A 23,702-nucleotide genomic window follows, 5' to 3' on the forward strand; every position below is an offset into this window, starting at 1 on the left:
ATCGTCATCACGGACGCGTTCCGTCCGCAACCCTCCCTAGGGTGGCCGGATGACCGACATCCTGCTGCTCCACCACCTCCACGGCCTGACCGCCGGCGTCACCGGGCTCGCCGACGGCCTGCGGGCGGGCGGCCACACCGTCCACACCCCCGACCTCTTCGAGGGCCGGACCTTCGCGACCCTCGACGAGGGCGCCGACTTCGCCCGGTCCGTCGGGTTCGACGTCGTCCGGGCCCGCGGTGTCGCCGCGGCCGAGGGGCTGCCCGACGACCTCGTCGTCGCCGGGATCTCGCTCGGGGTGATGGCCGCACAGCAGCTGGCGCAGAATCGCCCCGGCGTGCGCGCCGCCCTGCTCTACGAGGCCTTCGCCGCCCCCGAGAACTTCGGCACCTGGCCGGACGGGGTGCCCGCCCAGGTGCACGGCATGGAGCACGACCCCTTCTTCGGGGAGGAGGGCGACCTCGACGCCGCGCGCGAGTTCGCCGCCGGCCGCGACGACGTCGAGGTGTTCGCCTACCCGGGATCGGTGCACCTCTTCACCGACTCCACGCTCCCGACGTACGACGCCGACGCCACCCGGCTCGTCCTCGACCGCTCGCTCGAGCTGCTCGGGCGGCTGGGGTGAGCGCCGACCCGCCGTGGGAGCCGCCGCTCGCCGGCACCGAGGTCGAGCAGCTGCTCGGCGCGCTCGACCGGCAGCGGATGACGTTCCGCTGGAAGGCCGACGGGCTCGACGCGTCGGGTCTGGCCACGGGCCTGCCGTCCTCCACGCTCACCCTCGGCGGCCTGCTCAAGCACCTCGCCGTCGCCGAGGACACGTACTCCAGCCGGAAGCTCTCCGGCACACCGCTGCCCGCGGTCTGGGACGACAACGGGTGGGACACCGACGACGGCTGGGAGTTCACCTCCGCCCGCGACGACGACCCGGCCGACCTCTACGCCGGCTACGACGCGGCGGTGGAACGCTCCCGGGCCCGGTTCGCCGAGGCACTGGCCGAGCGCGGGCCGGACGGCGAGGCACACGTCGCGATGCCCGACGGCCGCCACGCGAGCGTCCGCCGCCTCCTGCTCGACCTGCTCGAGGAGTACGGGCGGCGCACCGGCCACGCCGACCTCATCCGCGAGGCGGTCGACGGACGGACCGGTGAGGACCCGCCCGAGCACTGGGTCCCTCCTCAGCAGCCCCCCCAGTAGCCGGAGGCGGTCTGCCGCAGCGTCGCGGTGTAGAAGGTGTTGTAGAGGCCGAGGTTCTGCTCCGAGCCGTTGGCGTACGCGTACCCGCCGGACTGGTGCGCCCGTCCCGCGCTGACGTGGGCGTAGGTCGAGGCGGTGACGCAGGTGGCCGTCGGGGACGTCGTCGGGGTGCTCGTCGGCGTCGCGGTCGGGGTGGACGTCGGGGTGGCGGTGGGCGAGGGCGAGGAGCCTCCGGCGTCGAGCCCGAAGAAGCGCGCGTCCTGGTAGGCGGCGCACACGGAGGTGTCGATGAAGTACGCGCCGGCCGTGCCGCACTGGGTCGTCCCGCTGCCCGGGTCGACGGCGGTGCCGTGCCCCATGCCCTGCACCCGCGTGACGCGCACCTTCCCGGCGTGGTCCTCGACGGTGACGCCGCTCGCGACCGTCCCGGTGGACGTCGGGGTCTGCGAGACGCCGGCGACGTCGGTGAACTGGTCGCGCAGCTCGGTGGCGTTCATCGGGGCGACCGTCGTGTCGGACGTCCCCTGCCAGATGGAGACGAGCGGACGCGGGCCGGTGTACCCCGGCGCGGCGGCCCGGACGAGGTCGCCCCACGCCGCCGGGCTCTTGTCGACGCCGGGGTTCATGCACGAGAAGGCGTCGAGGGTGCTCGTCGCGCAGCGGTACGGCAGACCGGCGTTGATCGAGCCGCCCGCGTAGGTGTCGGGGTAGGTCGCGAGCATGACGGCGGTCATCGCGGCGCCGGCCGAGAGCCCGGTGACGTAGGCGCGGGACGCGTCGAGGCCGTAGCTCGAGACGGCGAAGTCGGTCATCTGCTTGATGCTCAGCGCCTCGCCCTGCCCGCGCGCGGTGTCGCCCGCCTGGAACCAGTTGAAGCAGGAGCTCGAGTTGTTGCTGCTGCTCTGCTGGGCGAGCACGAGCGCGAACCCGTACCGGTCGGCGAGCTCGCGCCACCCGGAGTGCGAGAAGTACGTCGAGGCGTCCTGCGTGCAGCCGTGCAGCTCGACGACGAGGGGGGCGCCGGCGGGCAGGCCATCCGGTCGGTACGAGTACATCGCCAGCGCACCGGGATTCGACCCGAATCCGGTGACCTGCTGGAGGGTCGCCGCACGTGCGGGCGGCGAGGTGGTCACGACGAGCCCGACGGCCCCGAGGACGGCGAGGGCCGCCATGAGGACGAGGCTGCGCCCGAGGGCGGCCGCGCGGGTCGGTGGGTGGGTGGACGTCATCGTCTGCCTCCGTTCCCGGCGGCTCCGTCGACGCCGGTCCGGCCACCGTGGCACCGGCATCGTGGTCGTGGGGTGGTGCGCGGCCCCAGGACGAGCGGTCGCGGGTGGACTCCGGCGACACCCGTGCGCAGCGTGGGACGACTGCGTCGGTCAGGTATGGTGGGACGAAAGATGTTGTGGTGCAGCGCAATAGGGGCTGTGGATGACGCCTTGTGTCGGTCCTCCGGGGTAGGAACGGGGCACGAGGGGAGGGGGAGCCGATGGCCACCGCAGCGACAGCGCAGGACGTCCTCGGCGCCGTCGGCCTCGCGCGGGCAGCGCTGGCGTCCCTCCTTTCCGTCGGCGGTCCGAGTGGGTCGCTGGAGGCGTGGGCCGACGTGCTCGGGGCCTTGCAGGGGCTGGTGAACGAGGCGAGCGCGGTGCAGGACGAGGTGGTCGTCGCGCTGGCCGCCCTCGACGCGGAGCGGGCCGAGGACGGCACGGTCGTCGAGGTCCGCAAGGCTCCGGGGCACGTGGCGCTCGACACCCCGGCCATCGTCTCCGGCGTCCTGTGCCTGTCCGCGAACCAGGCCGAGCGGCGGGTCCGGGACGCGGTCCGCCGGACCGCCGACGGACCGGACGGCACCGCCACCTGCACCGGGCTCGGCGGGTTGCACGCCGCGATGCGGGCCGGCCGGCTGGACGGGTACCGCGCCCAGGTCGTCGCGCACGAGCTCGAGGAGTGCCCGCCCGAGGTCGCCGTCACCGTCGTCGCCGCCCTCGACCCCTGGTTCCACACCGACGACGCCACCCGACTGCGGCGCAGAGCCCACCGGCTGCTGGCGAAGGTCTCCCCGGACCTGCTCCGGCAGCGGGCCGCCCGGGCCCGCGCGGAGTCCGGGCTGAGGCGGTGGGTCGACGAACCCGGTGTCGACACCTGGCTCGGCACCTTCCCCTCCGAGGAGGCCCGCGGCGCGTGGGCCGCGATCGACGCCCTCGCCCAGCAGTACGTCGCCGAGGGTGTGTGTCGACGCCTCGACCGGGCCCGAGCCAAGGCCCTCACCGACCTCGTCCTGCAGCAGGCGACCGTCACCACGGTCGTCGTGGAGCACACCGCCCACCCCGTCTCGGGTGCGTTCACGGACCCCGACGGGTCGCTCTCCACGACCGCGTACCGCCCGGCGGCGACGCTCGCCGCGTTCGTCCGCGCCCGCGACACCCGCTGCCGCTTCCCCGGCTGATCGGTCACCGCCCGGTTCTGCGACCTCGACCACGTCGTCGCGTGGCCCGCCGGTCCCACCAGCGCCGCCAACCTCGTCTGCCTCTGCCGCCGCCACCACCGGGTCAAGCAGCGCCCCGGCTGGCGCACCCACCTCGGCGCCGACGGCACCTACACCGTCACCGACCCCACCGGCCGGGTCCGCAGCACGGATCCGCCCGACCACCGGCACGTTCCCCTGCCCCGCGGTCTGCCGAACCCCGACCTCGAACCACCACCGACGGCCCGACCGAGCCAGGTCGTCCCCGACGGACCCCACAGCGACCTCGAGCACCTCCTCGAGGCGCAGCTGGGCGGCCCCCACGGGCGACGCGCGGCAAACTGTCGCGTCGACGTGCGCCACCCGAGCCGACCCGTCGACCTCGGACCGGTTCCGCACCCCCGGCGGTGGCGCGCCGGCTCACCCCGGCCCGACACCCCGCCCTTCTGAGCCCGCGCCGCCGGGCAGCGGACGGACCGCCGACCCAGTCGCACCCACCGACGATCCGGCGCGACGTGGTGATGCAGCGGGCGGGCTATGTGCCGCCCTGTGCATCACCGCAGCGTCTTGGTGTGTTGTGAGCCGACGCGGTCGTCGCTGCTCAGGTGTGGTCGCGCAGGTAACGGCCGAAGTGCGGGACCGTGAAGGCGATGAGCCCGCGCTCGCCCGAGTAGATGAGACCCTTCTTGAGCAGGGCGTCGCGCGCGGGCGAGAGCGACTGCGGCTTGCGGCCGAGGTGGGCCGCCACCTCCGAGGTCGCGACCGCCTCCGTCTCACCGTCCGGCGCCCCCGCCGCGACCTCGGCCATGGCGCGCAGGTACTCGCGCTCACCGGGCGTCGCACGCTCGAACCGCGACCCGAAGAACCCGACCGCCAGCTCGGAGTCCGCCTCGGGTGCCGCGACCTCGACGTCGGCCGGGGTGATGGGCGACCCGGGGGCCCTGTCCCACACCGCTTTCCCGTACGCCTGGATGAAGTACGGGTAGCCACCGGTGGCGGCGTACATCGCGTCGAGGGCCGCCGGCTCGTACGCCGCACCTTCCTCCTCCGCCGGGCGAACGAGCGCTGCATCCGCCGCCGCACGGTCGAGCCGGTCGATGCGCGAGTAGCGGAACAGCCTCTCCGAGTACGACTTCGACGCCGACAGCACCGCCGGGAGGTGCGGCAGGCCCGCCCCGACGACGACGAGCGGCAGCCCGGTCTGGCTGATCTCGTGGGCCGCCGCGCAGAGCGCCGAGACGTCCTCGGGACCGAGGTCCTGCATCTCGTCGATGAACACGGCGATGCCGCGGCCGGTGTCGGCGGCCATCCCGCCGAGGTCGGAGAGGAGCTCGACGAGGTCGATCTCGATGTCGCCGGAGTCGGCCCGCCCGGCGACCGCCGGCACCTGGATGCCGGGGTTCCAGCGGTCGCGCAGCTTCGGGGCGCCCCGCCCGGTCCCGGCCCCGGCGGTCTCGCGCTGCGCGAAGGACCGGACGACGCCGAGGGCATGCTCCCCGGCGCCCCCGGCCGGCCCGAGCTCGCGCACCGCCTGGTGCAGGGCGCTCGACAGCGGCCTACGCAGCGACTGCTCGGGGCGGGCCTCGAGCTTGCCGGTGCCCCAGCCCGCACGCACCGCGGCCGAGCGCAGGGCGTTGAGCAGCACGGTCTTGCCGACACCGCGCAGCCCGGTGAGGACGACCGAGCGCTCCGGGCGCCCGCGCGCCACCCGCTCGAGGACGACGTCGAAGGCATCGAGCTGCTCGTCGCGGCCGGCGAGCTCGGGCGGGCGCTGCCCGGCGCCGGGGGCGTAGGGGTTCCGGATCGGGTCCACGATCGCAGCGTATGCGGTTCTCTAGCGTTCATCCGATACATCCGCAGACACCCCGATCGTGTCGCGCGACGGACAAACCCCCACCCATGTCAGCACCGGTCGGGCCGCCCCCGACCGCTCGCACCACGGCGGCCACCGTTCGTCGCAGCGCCCGGACCTGCGGGGATGCCGTCCGCGGCCCGCGGGGAGGGTCGAGACGGCCCCGGACCTGCACGACGACGTGGAAGGACCCGCACGATGACACCGCAGACCACCCACCCGATCCTCGAGGGCGGCCGGCTCGGCCGGCGCTCCCTGCTCACCGGCGCCGGCGGTGCCGCCGCCCTGGCCGCGACCGGACTGCTCGGCGGGGCCGACGCCCTCGCCCGTCCCCTCGCCGGACCGCGCGCGGCGGCCGCCGCCCCGAAGCCGCTCGACCTGCTGCGCCGGATGATCGGCTTCGACACCCAGAACTTCGGCGAGGGCGGGAAGACGCGCGCCCACGCCGAGTGGCTCAAGGGTGTCTGGGACGGGGCCGGCGTCCCGTCCGAGATCATCCCGACCCCCCAGCCCGACAACGTGCACCTCATCGCCCGGATCAAGGGCACGTCCTCGGCCCGTCCCCTCCTGCTGCTCGGCCACTCCGACGTGGTCCCCGTCGAGCGCGAGAACTGGTCGGTCGACCCCTTCGCGGCCGTCGTCGAGGGCGGCGAGATCTACGGGCGCGGGGCGCTGGACATGAAGGGCGCGAACGCGGCGACCGTCGCCGGCCTGCTGCGCCACGTGCAGCAGGGCCACCGCTTCGAGCGCGACGTCATCGTCCTCACCGACTGCGACGAGGAGGCCGGCCAGTACGGGTCCGGTTGGCTCGCGGAGAACCACTGGGACAAGCTCGACGCGGGGATGGTGCTCACCGAGGGCGGATGGTTCCTCGCCCAGTCGAACGGCCGCACACCGATGCTCGTCACCGTCACCCGCCAGGACAAGGTCTACTTCAACCTCGACCTCTACGCCTCGGGCACGGCCACGCACTCGTCCAAGCCGATCCCCGACTCCGCGATCGTCTCGCTGTCCAGGGCCGTGGCCGACATCGGCGACGACCTCGCCCCGGTCCACCTGACCGCCGTCACCCGCGAGTACTTCTCGGCGCTCGCCCGCGCGACCGACGACCGCCGGCTCGCCGGGGCGATCCGGCTGATGCTGGGCACGCACAGCACGAAGGTCCGCGAACGGGCCGCGTCGCTGGTGGTCAAGTACTCCGACTACCCGTACCTGCACTCCGCCCTGCTGCGCACCACCGCCGCCTTCGTCATCGAGGACGCGGGGTACAAGGAGAACGTCATCCCGTCCGAGGCCCACGTCCGCGTCAACTGCCGGGGGATCCCCGGCGGCGAGAAGCCGCGCGACTTCGTGGCCCGGCTGCGGAAGACGCTGCGCGGCAAGGACATCGAGGTCCGACTCGGGGCGCCGGAGGGGACGAGCGAGGCCGACTACCTCGACCAGCTCGACGAGACCTGGGCGACCGCCCCGGCCTCGCTCGACACCCCGCTCTTCCACGCCATCGAGCGGGCGGCGCAGCGCACCTACCCCGGGGCCGTGTTCTCGCCCGCGCTGTTCGAGGCCGGGACGAGCCTCGGGCCGTGGCGCGAGCGGGGCATCCCCGGCTACGGCGTGTACCCGTACGTCATCGACGACGACCAGCTGATCGGGATGCACGGCAACGACGAGCGGATCTACGTCGACGCGCTGGAGCGCGGCACCGACTTCATGTACCGCGTGTTCGACGGGTTCCGCGCCTGACCGGTCACCCGCGGTCCCGGGCGGGTTTGCCCGGGACCGCGGGGCGTGCGACCCTCGGGTCAGAGCCCGTGTCGGGCTCCCGGACGAGGGGTGCCGTACCCGGCGACGCGACAAGACGGCCCGCAGGAGCTCGTCATGTCGTGGGTCGTCCTCGTCCTCTCCGGTGTCCTCGAGGCCGTCTGGGCCACCGCCCTCGGCCGGTCCGAGGGGCTGAGCCGCCCGGTACCGGCGGCCGTCTTCGTCGTCGCGCTCGTCGCGAGCATGGGCGGCCTCGGGTGGGCCATGCGCGACCTGCCCGTCGGCACCGCCTACGCCGTGTGGGTGGGCATCGGCGCGGTCCTCACCGTGTCGGTCGCCATGGCGTCCGGCGAGGAGCCGGTGTCACTGCTGCGGGTGCTGCTCGTGCTCGGCATCGTCGGCTGCGTCGTCGGGCTCAAGCTCGTCCACTGACGCCTCGCCCCCGACGGCGGCCGCCCGTCAGGAGACCGTGGGTTCGCCGGCGGCGGCCTCCATCGGACGGCCGGCAGCGTGCCACGCGCGCATGCCGCCCTCGAGGTTGGCGACCTCGTAGCCCTGCTGGGCCAACCACGGCATGACGCGCTGCACGCGCCCGCCCGACCGGCAGGTGATGACCAGCGGGTCGTCGCGGTCGAGGAACGGCGCGAGCTCGTCGACCCGCTCCGGCAGCTGGCTCATCGGGATGTGCACCGCCGACGGCGCGTGCCCGAGGTCCCACTCGTCCTGCTCGCGGATGTCGAGCACGACGGCGTCGTCGGGCAGGGCGGACACGGGCACGTCGGGGAACTCGCTCATCGCGACAGCATCGCAGAGCCGGCCGCCGCGGGGGCGATCAGCCCTTCGCCGCGAGGTAGTCCTCCCACGTGACGACGGTGCGCTGCGCGGAGGTGGACGGGACCCGCTGGTCGCAGTGCCCCAGCCCGTCGCCCTTGTAGACCCACTCGTAGACCTGGCAGTAGCCGGTCCACCCGTCGTCGACGATCGGAGCGGGCGCCCCGCCGACCCCGTGCACGGCCCAGGCCATCTGGTAGTCGTTGAGCGCGACCGCGTGGATGTGGTTGCTCCGCTCCCACGCCGCGAAGCCGACCTCGCGCAGGGCCGCGAGGCGCTTGGCCACGCCGGTGGCGTTCGTGTCGATGATGCGGACGTCGATGATGCCGCCGCCGTCGTGCGTGCCGAAGGACTCCGGGGCACAGGAGGCGTCGCAGTAGCTGCCCTGGGTGATCGTCATGTCCTTGCCGACGTCGCCGCGGCGGACCATGTTGCGCTGGGCCTCGAGGAACATGTCGAGGGTGCGCCGGTTGACGACCTCGGTGCCGTCGTCGCTGTTGCCGGCGGGGGCCTTGGCGACCGTGACCCGGCCACCGACGTCGTAGGACTTGACGACGTCGAACCGGCCGGCGCCGAACTTCCGCAGCTCGGCCGGGCTGGGCAGTCCGTTGCGGGTGTGGATCCCGTTCTGCCCGATGGACTTCTCGTACCTGCCCCACGCCGCGGTCGTCGTGGTGCCCCAGTAGCCGTCGGCGTACGTCGAGGCGAGCAGGCCGTCGGCGACGAGCGCCCGCTCGACGCGCAGGACGCTGGTGGAGGCACCGGGCGTCTTGACGTCGTCGGTGCGCCAGGGGTCGAGGGTCGCGGCCAGCACGACCTTGCGGGCGTTGACGTCCGGCAGGGCGGTGCACTGGTCGCCCGCCGGGCAGGCGGCCTGCGCGGCCGGCGCCGGCAGCGCGAGGACGGTCGCCGCGACGGCGGCGACGCCGGCGAGACCGCGCCGGACCAGGCGCCGGGTCGGACGGGTGGACGGGTGTGCGGTCATGGGTTCTTCCTCCCCCTCGGGCGCCGGTCTCCCCCCGACGCGCTCGGACACGGGCAGCGTATCGGCGGGCGGGCCGCAGGGCGAGGGGAGCGCTCCCCGTCGGCTACTTGAGGAACTTGCTCGTGCGCCGGTCGGCGAGCGGCTTGCCGCCGGTCTGGCAGGTGGCGCAGTACTGGAGCGAGGAGTCGGCGAAGGAGACCTCGCGGACGACGTCACCGCACTCGGGGCACACCTCGCCGGTGCGGCCGTGCACCCGCATGCCCGCGCGCTTGGCGTCCTTGAGCTCCTTGGCCGGCTTGCCGGAGGCGGTCGCGACCGCCGCGGCGAGCGTCTCGCGCAGGGCGGTGTAGAGCCGGGTGACCTGCTCGGGCTCGAGCTTGGCGGCGATGGCGAACGGCGAGAGCTTGGCGACGTGGAGGATCTCGTCGGAGTAGGCGTTGCCGACGCCGGCGATGAGCGCCTGGTCGCGCAGCAGGCCCTTCACCTGCATCCGGTGGTCGGCGAGGAGGGCCGCGAAGACCTCCTCGGTGAACTCGTCGGCGAGCGGGTCGGGCCCGAGCGAGGCGATGCGCGGCACGTCCTCCACCCGGTTGACGACGTAGGCCGCCAGCCCCTTCTTGGTCCCGGCCTCGGTGAGGTCGAAGCCCGAGCCGTCGTCGAAGCGCACGCGCAGGGCGATGGGGGACTTGCCGGGCCGCAGCACGGTGGCGGGCATCGCGTCGGACCACCGCAGCCATCCGGCCCGGGCCAGGTGGAACACGAGATGGGTTCCGCCGCAGTCGAGGTCGAGGAACTTCCCGTGGCGGCCGACGCCGTCGACCGGTGCGCCGACGAGGGCGTCCGGGGGTGGCGTGAAGGTCTTGAGGACCGCGAACGACCCGAGCTCGACGCCGGTGACGACGAGCCCGTCGGTGCGCCGGCCGAGGAAGTCGGCCAGCGCCTGCACCTCCGGCAGCTCGGGCATGGGCCCGACGCTACCGTCCGGCGCCGTCCCCCGGGGCCTCCCCGGGCCAGGGGCGCGCGGCGACGACGGGCTCGAGCACCGCGCTCGCCTCGGGGGTCGCGAACCACCGCCGCGGCGAGGCGTCGAGGGCGTGGGCCAGCGCGGCCATCACCATCGACTGGTCGAGCGAGAGGTACCGGCCGGCCGTCCGGCCGGAGCGCAGCCCGACCGAGTCGACGAAGCCGCCGGCGCCGTGGCAGCCGATGTCCTCGAACCGGGCCAGGCAGGCCGCGGCCTCCTCGGGCTCGTGCAGCAGGGCGAGGGCCGCCGCGTGCGGGGTCGCGACGGGGTCGCCGTCCTCGGTCGTGCTCGGGTAGCCCTCCGGCGCGAGCGCGATGCCGGGCACGCCGAACACCGAGTACCCCTCGACCGGGCGGGCACACGGCGAGAAGCCCCAGACGGTCCAGCCCTGCTCGGCCGCGTGCTCCCGGTGCGACGCCACGGTCGCCGGGTGGGACCTGCCCCAGAACCCGGGAGCCCACTCCTCCTCGGGCACGAAGAGGTCGGGCATCAGCGCCTCGAACATCGAGCCGCCCCACGTCGGGACGACGTCACGCCCCCGCCACCGCAGCACGGTCGCCGACATCGCCGCGTAGTGCTCCGCGGGGATGTCGCCACCGGCGATCCCGGCGTAGGAGGCGATGCGCGGCTCGCTGTCGAGGTGGTCGTAGTGGTGTGGAGTGTGGTGCACGGGCGCCGCACCGTCGAGGTAGGAGGCGACGACGGTGGGCTCACCGGGATCGCTCTCCCAGAACCCTCCTCGCAGGCGTCCACCCGGGCCCGGCGGCCCGGCCGACGGGTCGTGGAACGCCCCGAGGTCCATCCGCCCCCGCAGGGCACCGGCCTGCGCGGCCAGCTCGGGGACGGCCGCCGCGACGACGAGCAGCCCCGCCGCCAGCCAGCCGTTGTCGACCGAGGAGTGGAACGGCACGATGCGCCGCCCGCCGTCGGGGTCCTCGCGCAGCACCTCTCCGGTGCCCTCGTCGACCCAGTTGGCGATCGTCCCCGCGTCCGGGTGGTGCTCCAGCCGCTCGACCGTGGCCAGCGTCCGGGCGCAGCGGTCGCGGCACTCGCCGGCGTCGATGACCCCGACGTCGCGCGCGGCCACCGTGCTCCACAGCAGTCCACCGATGTTCGTCGGCGACGTGTACCCCGACCGGCTGCTGGGGTCGAGGTCGTCGCGTACCGAGTCGGCGGGCAGGCCGGTGCGCTCGTCGGTCATGGCGGCGAGCGAGGTCCACGTCTCGCCGGCCCACCGTCGCAGCAGGGCGTCAGGCACCGGCACCCGCCTCGGCGACGGCAGCCGCGGGCGGGGTCGGCAGCGACGGACCGTCCCACGGGCAGCCGCACGACCCACGCAGGACGATGCGGGTGGGGATGACGAGCGGCTCGACGTCCTCGGTGCGCCCCTCGATCCGTTCGTGGAGGCGGATGGCCGCCCACCGGCCGATCGCGCGGGTCGGCTGCTGGGCGGTGGTCAGCCCCGGCCGGACGTAGCGCGAGGTCATGATGTCGTCGAAGCCGGTGACCGCGAGGTCCTCCGGCACCCGCACCCCGTGCCGCGCGAGCAGCGCCATCACCGACACCGCGAGCTCGTCGTTGGCGCAGAGCAGCCCGTCGACCGGCTCGGCCGAGGAGAGGACGGCGTCGACGACCTCGGGCGCCGACGCCTCCTCGAGGCGGACGCGGATCGGCGGTGCGGCCTCGAGCAGCCGGCGCCGCCGCAGGGCGGCCACGAAGCCGGCGTAGCGCTGCCCGACGTCGTGCGAGTCGGCGGTGTCACCGACGAAGACGAGGTGGCGCCGGCCGTGGCCGACGAGGTGGCTGGTCAGCTCGGCGGCACTGCGCTCGTTCTCGGCGAGCACGGCGTCGCACCCCTGCACCGGGTCGCGGGCCAGCAGCACGGTCGGGGTCGAGCGCGAGATCGTGCGCACCACCGCGTCGTCGACCGTGTCGTTCGCGATGACGACCCCGTCGATCCGCTGGAGCAGCCCGCGCAGCGACTCCTCGAGCGGCACTGGGCCTCCGGCGAGCAGCACGACGACCGACTGCCCGTACTGGGCCGCGGTCGCCTCGAACCCGCTGAGCAGCTCGGAGTAGTAGGGCCCGACGAGGCCGGGCAGGACGAGGCCGTGGGTCTGGTGCCGCGGCACCTCGACCGGACGTGACGAGCGCAGCGGCACGTAGTCGAGCTCCTCGACCGCGCGCAGCACCTTGCGGCGGGTCATCGGCGAGGCCGGAGTGCTGCCCTGGAGCACCCGGGAGACGGTCGCGATGGACACCCCGGCGCGCGCCGCCACGGTGTAGATCGTCACCGGCCGGTCGTCGTCGTCCTGCGGCACCTCGGGGCCTCCTTCCGCCGGGGACCACCCTGCCGGGAGGAGGGGCCGAACGGAAGCGGAGGGACGCGACGGCGCCGCGGCGAGGACGGTCACCCGAACGGGTTCGGGACGGCGTCGAGCAGCCGGCGCGTGTACTCGTCGCGCGGCGAGCGGATGACGTCGAGGGTCGGGCCGCGCTCCACGACCCGCCCGTCGTTGAGGACGAGCACCTCGTCGGAGAGCATCCGGGCGCTCAGCAGGTCGTGGGTGATGTAGAGGATGCCCATGTCGTGCTCGCGCACGAGCGACCCGAGGAGCTCGAGGATCTCGGCGCGGATCGAGACATCCAGGCTCGAGATCGGCTCGTCGGCGATGACGATCTCCGGCTCGGCCGCGAGCGCCCGGGCGATGACGACCCGCTGGCGCTGCCCGCCGGAGAGCTCGTGCGGGTAGCGGTCGACGAAGCGCTCGGTGGGGGTGAGGGCGACGGTCTCGAGCAGCTCGCGCACCCGGTCGCGCAGCGCCCGGCCGGAGAGGCCGTGGTGGTTGACGAGCGGTCGCTCGAGCGCCTGCCCGATGCGCTTCGCGGGGTTGAGCGAGGAGTACGGGTCCTGGAAGACCATCTGCACGTGCTTGCGGTAGCCGCGCAGCGCCCGGCCGCGGAAGCCGGCGACCTCCTGCTCGCCGTCCGGACCGTGGAAGACGATCCGGCCGGTCGACGGCTTGTCGACGCCGGTGATCAGCCGGGCGAGCGTCGTCTTGCCGCTGCCGCTCTGGCCGACGAGCGCGGTCACCTCGCCGCGGCGCAGCTCGAAGGAGACGTCGTCGACGGCGACGGTGCGCTCGACCTTCAGGCCGCGGCGCCGCTCGTACGTCTTCCCGACGGAGTCGACGGAGAGCAGGGCCGGGCGGGTGAGCGCCTCGGTCGACTCGGCCGCGGTCTTGACGAACTCGGGGCCGGCGAAGCGGCGGGTGGGCTCACCGACGTCGGCGGCCGCGAGCCCGTCGACCTCGCCCCCGCGCTGCACGCGGGCGACGTGGCAGGCGACGTCCCCACCCGCGAGCGGCGCGAACGCGGGGGTCACGCTCTCGCACAGCGAGATCCGCTCCGGGCAGCGCGCGACGAACGGGCAGCCCGTGACGTCCTTGGTCAGGTCCGGCAGCCGGCCCGGCACGTACGTGATGCGCACGGTCTCCGCGCGGGGGTCGCTGTAGGAGCCGAGCAGACCCTTCGTGTACGGGTGCATCGGGTCGCGCAGCAGCGACGCGGCGTCGTTCTCCTCGACGATCCGCCCCGCGTACATCACGAGGATCCGGTCGGACAGGTCGAGCACGGTGCCGATGTCGTGGCTGATGAAGAGGACCGCGAAGCCCTTCTCCCGCTGCAGCCGGCGGATGTTCTCGAGGATCGAGTGCTGCACGACGACGTCGAGCCCGGTCGTCGGCTCGTCGAGGAGGACGACCTTGGGCTCGAGGGCCAGGGCGAGCGCGAGGTTGACCCGCTGCTTCATCCCCCCGGAGAGCTCGTGCGGGAAGGCGCGGATGAACCGGTGGTCGATCATCACCATGTCGAACAGCTCGCGAACCCGCTCGGTGACGGCGTCGCCGCGCAGCCCAGAGTGCTCCTCGATGACGTCGCGGAACTGGGCCTCGACGCGGATCACCGGGTTGAGCGCGTTCATGCTGCTCTGGAACACCGTGGAGACGTCGCGCCAGCGCAGCGGCCGCAGCTCGTCCTCGGACAGGGCGGTGATGTCCGTGCCGTCGAGGCGCACCGAGCCCTCGCTGATCCGGGCCGGCCGGTCGAGCAGCCGCAGCAGCGCGGTGCCGAGGGTCGTCTTTCCTGACCCGGACTCGCCGATGAGGCCCACGAACTCACCGGGGCGGATCGAGAACGAGACGTCGGAGACGGCGGTCAGCGACGGGTTGCGCTTCGGCTCGTAGCGCACCGAGAGGCCGTCGACCTCGAGCAGGGCGTCGGGGCTGGTGGCGGTGGTCATCGTCAGTCCTCCCGCAGGTGGGGGTTGCTCAGCAGGTCGACACCGAAGTTCACGAAGGTCATCGCGGTGATGAGGATGCCGAGGACGAGACCGGGCACGAACACCCAGATCCACAGGCCCTGCGCGATCGCGCCCTGCGCGTTGGCCTGGTAGAGCATCGTGCCCCACGAGACCGAGCCGGAGTCGCCGAGACCGAGGATCGCGAGGCCGGCCTCGGCACCGATCGCGCCGGTCGCGGCGCCGACGAAGCCGGCCGCGACGAGCGAGGTCATGTTCGGCATGATCTCGGCGAAGACGATCCGCAGCGTGCGGTCGCCGGCGAACTTCGAGGCGGTGACGAAGTCGCGGTTGCGCAGCGTGATGATCTGCGCGCGCTTGGCCCGCGCGGCGCCGGCCCACGACGTGATCGCGATGACCGCGACGATGAGCGGCACGCCACGGGTGTCGGAGTACGCGACGAGCGTGATGATCAGCGGCAGCACGGGGATGACCAGTGCGACGTTGGTCAGGAAGGTCAGCGCGTCGTCGAGCAGCGTGCCCTCGGCGTAGCCCGAGACCATCCCGATGACGAGCGCGATGGCCGTCGCGAGGAGCCCGCCGAAGAGACCGACGAGCAGCGAGATGCGGGTGCCGTGGATCAGCTGGGAGGCGATGTCCTGCCCGTTGGTCGTCGTCCCGAGCCAGTTCTCGGCGCTCGGGCCGGCGAGCGGGACGAAGTCGGAGTTCGTCGGGTCGTGCGGCGCGATGAGGGGGGCGAAGATCGCCACGAGGACGTAGACGGCGACGATGACGAGGCCGACGCGGGCCTTGCTGCTGCTCCAGACGACCCTGTACCAGGGGTCCGGTCGGCGGACCTCGACGGTCTCCTCCGGGGCGAGCTGCGGTTCGCCGACGCCCTGCGGGTCGGTGACGGGGGTGGTCGTCATGACTGCGCCCTCCTCGCGCGCGGGTCCAGCACGCCGTACATGAGGTCGGCGACGAGGTTCGCGAGGAGCACCCCGGCGGTCGTCAGCAGCATGAGCGTCTGGAGCAGGGGGTAGTCCTTGTTCTCGACGGCCTCGCCCATCAACCGGCCGAGGCCGGGGTAGTCGAAGGCGGTCTCGACGAGGATGGCGCCGCCGAGCACGCCGCCGAGGGCGAGCGCGAAGCCGGTGACGCTGGGCAGCAACGCGTTCCGCGCCGCGTACCCGAGGGCGATCCGCCGGTCGGGCAGCCCCTTGGCCCGGGCGAGGCGGATGTAGTCCTCGCCGAGGTTCATGATCATCGTGTTGCGCATCCCGAGCACCCAGCCGATCGGCGTGACGACGAGCAGCGCGAGCGCCGGCAGGAACGAGTGGCTCACGGCCTCCTGGATGAACGGCCCGTTGAACCCGGGCGTCGCGGCTTCGTAGCCGCCGGAGGTCGGGAACCAGCCGAGCGTGTAGCCGAGCAGGTAGATGAGCAGCAGGGCGATCCAGAACGGCTGGAGGGTGCCGAGGAACGTCGACCCGAGCGTGACGACCGAGTCGAAGCGGGTGTTGCGCCGCCACGCCGCGTACGCCCCGAGGACGGTACCGACGGCGAAGGACAGCACCTGCGTGACGACGACGAGGACCACCGTCCACCAGATCGCCTGGCCGATCACCTCGGTGACGGGGAACGGGTAGTACGTGTAGCTCAGCCCGAAGTTCCCGTGCGCCAGCTCGCCGAGGTAGCCGGTGTACTGGCTCCACAGCGACCCGTCGGGGGTGCCGAGCATCGCGCGCATGGCCTGCACCTGCGCGGGGTCGAGCTGGGAGTCCTTGCCCGCGAGGCGCTTGACCATGATCTCCGCCGGGTCGCCCGGCTGGAGCCGCGGGATGAGGAAGTTCAGCGTGACCACGGCCCAGAGGGTGGCGAGGAAGAACGCGACCTTGCGCGCGAAGTACCTCACGACGCACCTCCGGCCGGGTGGCCGGCGCTCACTTCGCCGAGGACAACCGGGTGAGCACGAGGAGCCGGTCGTCGGACGGGTTGGCGTAGGGGTCCTGCTCGCTCGGCCAGCCGACGGCCTTGTCCGTGCGGTACAGGATGCGGGTGGGCGCGTAGATGAGCGGCGTGACGGGGAACTGGGTCATCATCACGTCGACGAGCTTGCCGACCTCGGTCTTCTGCTCGGCCTGGTCGGTGGCCTTCTCGAGCGCGGCGACGGTGGCGTCGACCTGCGGGTCGGAGAACCGGCCGACGTTGCTCCTGACCTCCTTCTCCGTCGGGAACTGCTTCGAGGAGAGCTTGGCCCCGATGTTGCGGGCCAGCTCGCAGCCACCGTGGAGGTACTCGAGCATCGCGGTGTACTCACCGGTCTTCTTCTGCTGGTCGACCGAGTCGGGGGCCGAGGCGGTGACCTTGGTCTGGACGCCGACCGAGTTCAGGCCCTTGGCGATGACGTCGGCGATGGCCTGGTAGTCGATGAAGCCGGCCTGCACCGAGAAGTTCACCGCGAGCGGCGAGCCGTCGGGGTTGGTGCGCTTGCCGTCGGCGCCCTTGCGGTAGCCCGCGGCGTCGAGCATCTGGTTCGCCTTCGCCACGTCGAAGGGAATGACGGTGTCGGAGTTCGCGACCGAGTCAGGGAGCAGCTTCTGCATCGACGGCAGCTTGAGGCCGGTCTGGCTCGCGGGCTTCATGATCCCGTAGGTCGCCTTGGTCGACATCGCTTCCTTGTCCATCGCGTAGGACACCGCCTCGCGGAACTTCGGGTCGTCGAACGGCTTCTGCTTCAGGTTGCCGGTGAGGACGGTCATCCCGTTGGGGGCGAACCAGAAGTGGTTGACCTTCGGGTCGGCCGAGACGAACGTCTTCTCCGGGTTGGGGATCTCGCCCCAGTAGGCGTCGAGCTCGCCGGAGCGCAGCTTGAGCGCGGCCTGCGACGCGTCGTACTGGCCCTCCTGGACGATCTTCTGCACCTTGACCTTGTCGGCCTGCCAGTAGTCGGGGCGGCGGTCGAGGACGAGGCGGCGGCCGTTGTAGCTGCCGAGCTCGTACGGCCCGGTCCCGACTGGCTTCTTGTCGACGTACTTCGTCGGGTCGCCGACCTTCGAGTACACGTGCTCGGGGAGCATCGGCTGCTTGATGATCTCGTCGTACTTCGCGGCGGCGTTGCCGGAGAACTTCATCGTCACGACGTTGCCCTCGGCCGTGACCGACTCGGCGGGGGCGCCGAAGGTGTCGTTCCAGACACCGGCCTTGTCCAGGCCGGCGTACTGCTTGCCGAGGTTGAACGTGAAGGCGACGTCCTTCGCGGTGAACGGCTGCCCGTCGCTCCACTTCACACCGTCGCGGATCGTGATGGCCAGGGTCTGGTCATCGGTCCAGTCGGCCTTCGTCGCGAGCCACGGCGTCTCCTCGCAGGAGAGACCGTTCTTGATGATCAGCGGCTCGTAGACCCAGAACCGGGTGAGCGGCTGGGTGGCGTAGGGGTTGAAGTCGCCGAGGCCCCCGGCGGCCCCCGTGACCTCCGCGGGGAAGGTCAGCTGGGCGACCATGCCCTTGCCGGCGGCTCCTCCGGAACCGCTGTCGGCGCTCCCGGCGCAGGCCGTGAGGGCGAGCGCGGCGACGAGGCCGGTGGCGGCCATGGACATGGTGCGAGTCAGCATCGTTGCAGACCTTCCGTGGAGTGGGCTCCGGTCAACGTACGACGCCGTAACCGTTGTGTGTCAACGGTTTCTGACCATGTAACTACTTTCATGGATGGCCCTTGCTTACATCTGTTTTCACGGTCACGAAGCCTTCCTGCGCACCGCCCGGACTGGTAGGCAGGAGCCGTGCACGAGCAGCAGACCGCCCACCTCCCCGCCCCCCGACACGGCCTCGACGGCCCCTGCGGGCTGGCCGCGGAGCTGACCACCAACGGGTCGCTCCGGCGCTTCGAGGCGTTCGGGCTGAGCCTGCTGCTCTATCCCGCGACCGAGCTCGAACCGGGGCCCGCTGGCCTGTTCCTCCGGGTCCTCGACGGCGACCGCGCCCGCTGGACCCCGCTGCTCGGCCCGGCCTCCGGCGGGGTCGTGCACGGCGGCGACGGTGTCGTCGGTCTGCGCGGCACCTGGGAGGGGCTCGACTGGTCGGTGGCCCTGCGCGCCGGCACCTCGTCCGGCGACGACCACGTGGCGTGGCGCTGGGAGGTCGAGGTCGAGAACGCCACCGGCCGAGGGCTCGACGTCGACGTCGTCCTCACCCACGACCCCGCCCTCGCCACTCCCGGCGCGGTGCGCACCAACGAGTACTACGTCGCGCAGTATCTCGACGTCTCACCGCTCGAGGGACCGCACGGCACCGCCCTCGCCGTGCGCCAGAACATGCCCGGGCCGTTCGTCCCGTGGCTGGCCATCGGGTCGCTGCGGGCCGGCCGCGGCTGGGCCACCGACGCGCTGCAGCTGACCACCCGCACGCCGGCGGGCACACGGTGGGACGGCCTCGACGCCGCCGCGCTGCCCTCGACGCGCCACCAGCACGAGCACACCCTCGTCGTGCTCGGCGACGAGCCGGTGCACCTCGCGGCGGGGGCGACGCACCGCACCGGCTTCGTCGGCGTCGCGGTCGCCGACCACCCGGCGGCCACCGGCGACGACGACGCGCAGTGGCTCCGCCGGGCCGAGGCCGAGACCGCGTCCCGCCCCGGCCGGCCAGATCCCGGCGGCGCGGCCGTGTCCGCCACGGCGTTCAGCCGCCCCTCGGCGCCCGCCCGCCCGCTGACCTCCGACGAGCTCGCGCGGCTCGGCATCGCGCCCGATGGCTCGGTCGAGACGGCGGCCGACGGGTCACCCTGGTCGTGGTCGACCCCGGCCGGCCAGGTCGTCCTGCCGGCCAAGGACCTCACCGTCCTCCGCCCGCACGGCACCGTCCTGCGCACGGGCTCCTCCCTCGTCCCCGACGACGGCTCCCTCACGACGACGGTCTGGATGGACGGCACCTTCCTCTCGCAGGTCACCCGGGGCCACGTCGGGCGTGACGCCCTGCTCACCGGGCGCCGCTCGTACCTCGGGCTGCTCGAGGCGCACGGCGCCCGCCTCCTCGTCCGCGGCGAGCACGGCTGGGAGCGGCTCGGCACCCCGTCGGCCTGGCGCGTCGACCTCGACCGCTGCACGTGGTGGTACGCCCTCGGCGACACCGTCCTCGAGGTGACGACGACCGCGCCGGAGGGCCGCCACGAGCTCGTCGTCGCCGTGAGGACCCTCGCCGGCCGGCCGCTCGACCTGCTGCTCGCCCTCGCGGGCACCGGGGCGCCGGTCGAGCCCACCGGGCCGCGCGGCCTGACCCTCGGCACCGACGAGCCCTGGGTGCTCACGTGGGAGGGCGCCGACGCCACGGTCGGTGACGACGCCCCGCTGCACGACGACCGCGTCGGCCGCGACCCCGCGTGGGTGACCCTCGAGGTCCCCGCCGCCGCGGACTGGAGCATCCGGCTCGGCCGGCCTGCCCCGACACCGCCGGTGCCGGCCGAGGCACCGGAACCGTTCTGGGACAGGGTCGCCCGCGCCCTCGACGTCTCGGCCCCGACCTCCCCCACCGGCGGCTCGGTGCGGCACGTCGCCGACGCCCTGCCCTGGTTCGCGCACGACGCCGTCGTCCACTACCTGGCGCCGCGCGGCCTCGAGCAGTACAGCGGCGGGGCGTGGGGAACCCGTGACGTCTGCCAGGGACCGGTCGGGCTGCTGACCGCCCTCGACCGGCAGGACGTGGTCCGCGAGGTGCTCGGGCGCGTCTTCCGCGGGCAGAACGCGCGTGGTGACTGGCCGCAGGCCTTCGAGTTCCTCGAGCCGCTGCCGACCGCCGGCCAGCAGGACTCGCACGGCGACGTCGTGTTCTGGCCGCTGCTCGCGACCGGCGAGCACCTCCTCGCGAGCGGGGACCCCGCCCTCCTCGCCGACGAGGTGCCGTTCGTCGGCGACACCGGTCTCACCGACCCGGCGCCGGTGCTCGACCACCTCGCCCGGGCCGTCGAGCGCGTCGAGGCGTGCACCGTCGACGGCAGCCCGCTCCCGGCGTACGGTCACGGCGACTGGAACGACTCGCTCCAGCCCGCCGACCCGCGGCTCGCCCGGCGCCTGGTGTCCGTGTGGACCGCCGTCCTGCAGACCCAGTCGCTGCGCACCCTCGCGCACGGCCTCCGGGCCGTCGGCGCCACCGGCGCCGCGGCCGACCTCGCCGAGCGGGCCGCCGCGCTCGCCGACGCCACCGAGGACGCCATCCACCGCGACCTCATCGTCGACGACGTCATGCCCGGGTACCTGCTGCTCCACGAGGACGGCACCACCGAGCCGCTGGTCCACCCCCGCGACACCCGCACCGGCCTGACCCTCGGCATCCTCCCGTGGATCCACGCGGTGAGCGCCGACCTCCTCACCCCCGAGCAGGCCGGGCAGCACCTCGCGCTCGTCGAGGAGCACCTGCTCGGCCCGGACGGGGCGCGCCTGTTCGACCGGCCGGTGGCCTACGCCGGCGGGCCGATGAGCGTCTTCCAGCGCGCCGAGGCCAGCACCTTCTGGGGCCGCGAGATCGGGCTGATGTACGTCCACGCGCACCTGCGGTATGCCGAGGCCCTGGCCCGCGTCGGGCGCGGGGCCGAGCTCGTGCGGGCCCTCGCGCTCGCCACCCCGGGCGGCGCCACCGAGCTCGTGCCCTCCGCCCGGCCGCGCCAGACCAGCTGCTACTACTCCTCGTCCGACGGCGCCTTCACCGACCGGCTCGACGCCCAGGAGCGCTACCCGGAGCTGATGGCCGGCCGCGTCCCGCTGGAGGGGGGCTGGCGCGTGTACTCCTCGGGTCCCGGGCTCTTCCTCCGGCTCGTCGTCGAGTGCCTCCTCGGCATCCGGCGGCGCGGCGACGTCGTCGAGGTCGACCCCGTGCTCGACCCCGCGCTCGGCGAGCTGCACGCCCGGGTCCCCCTGGACGGCCGCGTCCTCGACGTCGTCGTCCGGCCCGGCGGCACCGGGAACGGCGTCACGTCGGTCACCGCCGACGGCACGCCCCTCACGACCACCCCGCTCGACAACCCCTACCGGCGCGGTGGCGTGGCGGTGCGGCTGGACGACCTCCGGCGCACCGCCACGAGCCTCGTCGTGGAGACCTTCTGAGATGACGCGCACCGACCGTCCGTGGCTCGACCCTGCCCTCGGCCCCGAGGAGCGGGTCGAGGCCCTGCTCGCCGTGATGACCCTCGAGGAGAAGGTCGGCCAGACCCACCAGGTCGCGAACATCACGCCGGAGGACGAGGACGCCATCCGCGCCGGTGCCGTGTCGTCGAGCCTCTACGCGTCCGGCGCGACCGCCGGCAACGAGCGCGACGAGGGGATGCTCGTCGCGAACATCGATGCGGCACAGCGGCTCGCCGTCGAGGAGTCGCGCCTCGGCGTCCCGCTGCTCTTCGGCCGCGACGTCATCCACGGCCACCGGACCGTCTTCCCGATCCCCCTCGGTCTCGCGGCCGCGTTCGACGACGGGCTCGCCGAGGAGACCGCGCGGGTGGCCGCCGAGGAGGCGACGCTCGAGGGGGTCGCCTGGACCTTCGCGCCGATGATGGACGTGTCCGAGGAGCCGCGCTGGGGGCGCGTCGCCGAGTCGCTCGGTGAGCAGCCGGTGCTCGCTGGCCGGCTGGCCGCGGGGATGGTGCGCGGCTTCCAGGGCGAGGACCCGTCCGACCGCCGCCGTCTCGCCGCCTGCGCCAAGCACTTCGTCGGCTACGGGCTGTCCACCGGCGGACGCGACTACAACACCGTGTCGGTCGGCGAGAACACGCTGCGGAACCTGCACCTGCGGCCGTTCCGCGACGCCGTGCGCGCCGGCGTCACCACCGTCATGGCCGCGTTCAACGACGTCGACGGCACCCCGATGCACGCGCACCGACGGCTGCTGCGCGAGGTGCTCAAGGACGAGTGGGGCTTCGACGGGGTCGTCGTCGGCGACTGGAACGGCGTCGGCCAGCTCGTGCGCCAGGGCGTCGCCGGCGACCTGCGCGAGGCCGCCCGGCTGGCCATCGAGGCGGGGGTCGACCTCGACATGTGCGCCGGGGCCTACACGGCGCACCTCGCGGACCTCGTGCGCTCGGGGGAGGTCGACGAGGCCCTGCTCGACGACGCCGTGCGCCGCGTGCTCCGGCTCAAGGTGCGCCTCGGGCTCTTCGAGCACCCGTACGCCGGTGACCTCGAGGACGACCCGGCGCCCACGGCCGCGACGCGGTCCCTGGCCCGGCGGGCGGCGCAGGCGGCGCACGTGCTCGTGAAGAACGACGGGGTGCTGCCGCTCGACCCCGCGGGGGAGGACCGCGTCCTGCTCACCGGAGGCTTCGTCGACGAGGGCGACGCCCTGCTCGGCACGTGGGTGCTCGACGGGCGCGGCGAGGAGGTCGTCACGCCCGCCGACGCCCTGCGCGAGCGGCTGGGCGAGGAGCCCGGGGTGCAGTTCGGCCGGCGCCTCGACGTGCTCGACGGGCGCTTCCCCGACCAGGTGCTCGAGCTGGCCCGGCGCGCCTCGACCGCCGTGATGCTCCTCGGTGAGCACCGCGGCCGCTCGGGCGAGGACCGCTGCGTCACCGACATCGGCCTGCCGCCCGGCCAGCTCGACGTGCTCCGGCACGTGGCGGCCCTCGGCACACCGGTCGTCGCCGTCGTCTACACCGGCCGGCCGCTCGACCTCACCGAGGTGCTCGACCTCGCGGCGGCCGTCGTCGTCGTGTGGCACCCCGGTGTCGAGGCGGGGTCGGCGCTCACCGACGTGCTCGTCGGCGACGTCGAGCCGCACGGGCGGCTGCCGATGACCTTCCCGCTCTCGGTCGGTCACGTGCCGACGAGCACGCACCAGCGCCCGACCGGACGGCCCATCCCCGTCGAACGCGACCGCTTCGAGGGCCGGTACGTCGACGCGCTGACCCACAGCCGCCTGCCGTTCGGGTTCGGGTTGTCGTACACGAGCGTCGAGTACGGGGAGCCGTCGGTGGAACCGGAGTCCGTGCCGGTCGAGGACGGGACGGCGACCGTGCGGGTCACGTTGTCCAACAGCGGTTCCCGGCCGTGCCGAGAGGTCGTCCAGCTGTACGCGCACGACCCGGTCGCCGACGTCACGCGTCCGGAGGTCGAGCTCGTCACGTGGCAGACCGTCGACCTCGCGCCCGGTGAGAGCCGGGAGGTCGCCCTCGCGGTGTCCACGCGCGACTTCGCGTACTCGGGCCGGGACCTCACCGAGCGGGTCGACCGCGGCGACATCGTGCTGCTCGCCGGGCCGGACTCGGCCACGCTGCGCGCCACGACCCTCACCCTGACCTGACCGACCACCTCCCACCAC

The 23,702-nt window shown here is 73.6% G+C and carries 18 protein-coding genes and 1 riboswitch; of the genes, 7 read left to right on the forward strand and 11 right to left on the reverse strand.

Going from position 1 to position 23,702, the window contains the following annotated elements; all coding sequences use genetic code 11:
* Positions 1 to 49 precede the first annotated feature (49 nt).
* Positions 50 to 625, forward strand: a complete 576-nt coding sequence (locus JQN70_RS12190) for a dienelactone hydrolase family protein (RefSeq protein WP_204131627.1) — start codon at positions 50 to 52, stop codon at positions 623 to 625.
* The gene (locus JQN70_RS12195; RefSeq protein ID WP_204131628.1) at positions 622 to 1,194 is read left to right on the forward strand and encodes a mycothiol transferase; all 573 of its coding nucleotides are present in this window, start codon (positions 622 to 624) and stop codon (positions 1,192 to 1,194) included. Before JQN70_RS12190 ends, JQN70_RS12195 begins: the two co-directional genes overlap by 4 nt.
* Here JQN70_RS12195 and JQN70_RS12200 read toward each other — a convergent pair.
* Positions 1,176 to 2,423 carry an extracellular catalytic domain type 1 short-chain-length polyhydroxyalkanoate depolymerase gene (locus JQN70_RS12200; RefSeq protein WP_239111521.1) on the reverse strand — a complete coding sequence of 416 codons (1,248 nt, stop codon included), beginning with the start codon at positions 2,421 to 2,423 and terminating at the stop codon, positions 1,176 to 1,178. The two genes, JQN70_RS12195 and JQN70_RS12200, sit on opposite strands and share 19 nt — an antisense overlap.
* A 260-nt stretch (positions 2,424 to 2,683) precedes the next feature.
* On the opposite strand from JQN70_RS12200, the gene JQN70_RS12205 reads away from it, so the two are divergent.
* Positions 2,684 to 3,643, forward strand: coding sequence for a hypothetical protein (locus JQN70_RS12205; RefSeq protein ID WP_204131629.1), 960 nt, complete (start codon positions 2,684 to 2,686; stop codon positions 3,641 to 3,643).
* 619 nt (positions 3,644 to 4,262) lie between these two features.
* Here JQN70_RS12205 and JQN70_RS12210 read toward each other — a convergent pair.
* Positions 4,263 to 5,474 (reverse strand): ATP-binding protein, encoded by a 1,212-nt coding sequence (locus JQN70_RS12210; RefSeq protein WP_204131630.1) that lies wholly within the window; start codon positions 5,472 to 5,474, stop codon positions 4,263 to 4,265.
* Between the two features lie 237 nt (positions 5,475 to 5,711).
* Here JQN70_RS12210 and JQN70_RS12215 point away from each other — a divergent pair, with 237 nt between their 5' ends.
* Positions 5,712 to 7,253 carry a M20/M25/M40 family metallo-hydrolase gene (locus tag JQN70_RS12215; RefSeq protein ID WP_204131631.1) on the forward strand — a complete coding sequence of 514 codons (1,542 nt, stop codon included), beginning with the start codon at positions 5,712 to 5,714 and terminating at the stop codon, positions 7,251 to 7,253.
* A 59-nt stretch (positions 7,254 to 7,312) separates the two neighbouring features.
* Positions 7,313 to 7,378, forward strand: a riboswitch (guanidine-III (ykkC-III) riboswitch).
* Positions 7,379 to 7,388: 10 nt separating this feature from the next.
* On the forward strand, positions 7,389 to 7,703 hold the full coding sequence (locus JQN70_RS12220) for a DMT family transporter (protein WP_204131632.1): 315 nt from the start codon (positions 7,389 to 7,391) through the stop codon (positions 7,701 to 7,703).
* 27 nt (positions 7,704 to 7,730) lie between these two features.
* Here JQN70_RS12220 and JQN70_RS12225 read toward each other — a convergent pair whose 3' ends face one another.
* The 9 genes from JQN70_RS12225 to JQN70_RS12265 all read right to left on the reverse strand — a co-directional run bounded on the left by JQN70_RS12225 (position 7,731) and on the right by JQN70_RS12265 (position 18,022).
* A complete protein-coding gene (locus tag JQN70_RS12225) occupies positions 7,731 to 8,066 on the reverse strand; it encodes a rhodanese-like domain-containing protein (RefSeq protein WP_204131633.1) in 336 nt (111 codons plus the stop codon).
* A 37-nt stretch (positions 8,067 to 8,103) separates the two neighbouring features.
* Positions 8,104 to 9,087: a hypothetical protein gene (locus JQN70_RS12230; RefSeq protein WP_204131634.1), complete on the reverse strand. Its 984-nt coding sequence runs from the start codon at positions 9,085 to 9,087 to the stop codon at positions 8,104 to 8,106.
* Between the two features lie 103 nt (positions 9,088 to 9,190).
* The gene (locus JQN70_RS12235; protein WP_204131635.1) at positions 9,191 to 10,051 is read right to left on the reverse strand and encodes an Fpg/Nei family DNA glycosylase; all 861 of its coding nucleotides are present in this window, start codon (positions 10,049 to 10,051) and stop codon (positions 9,191 to 9,193) included.
* A 10-nt stretch (positions 10,052 to 10,061) separates the two neighbouring features.
* Positions 10,062 to 11,369 carry a glucoamylase family protein gene (locus tag JQN70_RS12240; RefSeq protein WP_204131636.1) on the reverse strand — a complete coding sequence of 436 codons (1,308 nt, stop codon included), beginning with the start codon at positions 11,367 to 11,369 and terminating at the stop codon, positions 10,062 to 10,064.
* The gene (locus JQN70_RS12245) at positions 11,362 to 12,432 is read right to left on the reverse strand and encodes a LacI family DNA-binding transcriptional regulator (protein WP_204131637.1); all 1,071 of its coding nucleotides are present in this window, start codon (positions 12,430 to 12,432) and stop codon (positions 11,362 to 11,364) included. Before JQN70_RS12245 ends, JQN70_RS12240 begins: the two co-directional genes overlap by 8 nt.
* An 89-nt stretch (positions 12,433 to 12,521) precedes the next feature.
* Positions 12,522 to 14,411, reverse strand: a complete 1,890-nt coding sequence (locus JQN70_RS12250) for an ABC transporter ATP-binding protein (protein ID WP_204131638.1) — start codon at positions 14,409 to 14,411, stop codon at positions 12,522 to 12,524.
* Between the two features lie 2 nt (positions 14,412 to 14,413).
* A complete protein-coding gene (locus tag JQN70_RS12255) occupies positions 14,414 to 15,337 on the reverse strand; it encodes an ABC transporter permease (RefSeq protein WP_204131639.1) in 924 nt (307 codons plus the stop codon).
* Positions 15,334 to 16,323 (reverse strand): ABC transporter permease, encoded by a 990-nt coding sequence (locus JQN70_RS12260; protein WP_204131640.1) that lies wholly within the window; start codon positions 16,321 to 16,323, stop codon positions 15,334 to 15,336. The genes JQN70_RS12255 and JQN70_RS12260 overlap by 4 nt, the downstream gene beginning before the upstream one ends.
* A 28-nt stretch (positions 16,324 to 16,351) precedes the next feature.
* Positions 16,352 to 18,022 (reverse strand): ABC transporter substrate-binding protein, encoded by a 1,671-nt coding sequence (locus JQN70_RS12265; RefSeq protein WP_204131641.1) that lies wholly within the window; start codon positions 18,020 to 18,022, stop codon positions 16,352 to 16,354.
* Between the two features lie 168 nt (positions 18,023 to 18,190).
* On the opposite strand from JQN70_RS12265, the gene JQN70_RS12270 reads away from it, so the two are divergent.
* Positions 18,191 to 21,499, forward strand: a complete 3,309-nt coding sequence (locus JQN70_RS12270; protein ID WP_204131642.1) for a cellobiose phosphorylase — start codon at positions 18,191 to 18,193, stop codon at positions 21,497 to 21,499.
* 1 nt (position 21,500) lies between these two features.
* On the forward strand, positions 21,501 to 23,684 hold the full coding sequence (locus tag JQN70_RS12275) for a glycoside hydrolase family 3 N-terminal domain-containing protein (RefSeq protein ID WP_204131643.1): 2,184 nt from the start codon (positions 21,501 to 21,503) through the stop codon (positions 23,682 to 23,684).
* The last annotated feature ends 18 nt before the right edge of the window (positions 23,685 to 23,702 follow it).

Origin of the sequence: Phycicoccus sonneratiae (assembly GCF_016887965.1) — a bacterium.
GTDB lineage: Bacteria > Actinomycetota > Actinomycetes > Actinomycetales > Dermatophilaceae > Phycicoccus > Phycicoccus sonneratiae.

What these genes read in the sequence shown, in the direction of transcription:
- JQN70_RS12190 (WP_204131627.1), top strand. Translation starts at nt 50, where the DNA reads ATGACCGACATCCTGCTGCTCCACCACCTCCACGGCCTGACCGCCGGC.
- JQN70_RS12200 (WP_239111521.1), bottom strand. Translation starts at nt 2,423, where the DNA reads ATGACGTCCACCCACCCACCGACCCGCGCGGCCGCCCTCGGGCGCAGC.
- JQN70_RS12205 (WP_204131629.1), top strand. Translation starts at nt 2,684, where the DNA reads ATGGCCACCGCAGCGACAGCGCAGGACGTCCTCGGCGCCGTCGGCCTC.
- JQN70_RS12215 (WP_204131631.1), top strand. Translation starts at nt 5,712, where the DNA reads ATGACACCGCAGACCACCCACCCGATCCTCGAGGGCGGCCGGCTCGGC.
- JQN70_RS12220 (WP_204131632.1), top strand. Translation starts at nt 7,389, where the DNA reads ATGTCGTGGGTCGTCCTCGTCCTCTCCGGTGTCCTCGAGGCCGTCTGG.
- JQN70_RS12225 (WP_204131633.1), bottom strand. Translation starts at nt 8,066, where the DNA reads ATGAGCGAGTTCCCCGACGTGCCCGTGTCCGCCCTGCCCGACGACGCC.
- JQN70_RS12230 (WP_204131634.1), bottom strand. Translation starts at nt 9,087, where the DNA reads ATGACCGCACACCCGTCCACCCGTCCGACCCGGCGCCTGGTCCGGCGC.
- JQN70_RS12235 (WP_204131635.1), bottom strand. Translation starts at nt 10,051, where the DNA reads ATGCCCGAGCTGCCGGAGGTGCAGGCGCTGGCCGACTTCCTCGGCCGG.
- JQN70_RS12250 (WP_204131638.1), bottom strand. Translation starts at nt 14,411, where the DNA reads ATGACCACCGCCACCAGCCCCGACGCCCTGCTCGAGGTCGACGGCCTC.
- JQN70_RS12255 (WP_204131639.1), bottom strand. Translation starts at nt 15,337, where the DNA reads ATGACGACCACCCCCGTCACCGACCCGCAGGGCGTCGGCGAACCGCAG.
- JQN70_RS12265 (WP_204131641.1), bottom strand. Translation starts at nt 18,022, where the DNA reads ATGCTGACTCGCACCATGTCCATGGCCGCCACCGGCCTCGTCGCCGCG.
- JQN70_RS12275 (WP_204131643.1), top strand. Translation starts at nt 21,501, where the DNA reads ATGACGCGCACCGACCGTCCGTGGCTCGACCCTGCCCTCGGCCCCGAG.